The 221-nt window shown below is 49.8% G+C and carries 1 tRNA gene; it reads right to left on the minus strand.

Annotated elements, in window-relative coordinates:
• Positions 1-2: 2 nt before the first annotated feature.
• Positions 3-78: transfer RNA gene (locus AN944_RS21270), tRNA-Glu, on the minus strand.
• Positions 79-221 lie beyond the last annotated feature (143 nt).

Here is a 221-nt window from a genome sequence, read left to right on the forward strand (position 1 = left end):
AGTGGTATCCCCTAGGGGATTCGAACCCCTGTTACCGCCGTGAAAGGGCGGTGTCCTAGGCCTCTAGACGAAGGGGACCCGGACATATTGTTTTACTTCCAATATAACGAAGACCTATAAGTAACACTTTAGAAGGCTATTAAAGTGAAACCGCCGTGCTCTTGTAATAACAGCGCGGTGTCCTAGGCTCTCTCTTCTTTAATCGAAGGGGACCCGGACTG

It is taken from the genome of Shewanella sp. P1-14-1, assembly GCF_001401775.1.
Taxonomy (GTDB): Bacteria; Pseudomonadota; Gammaproteobacteria; order Enterobacterales; family Shewanellaceae; genus Shewanella; species Shewanella japonica.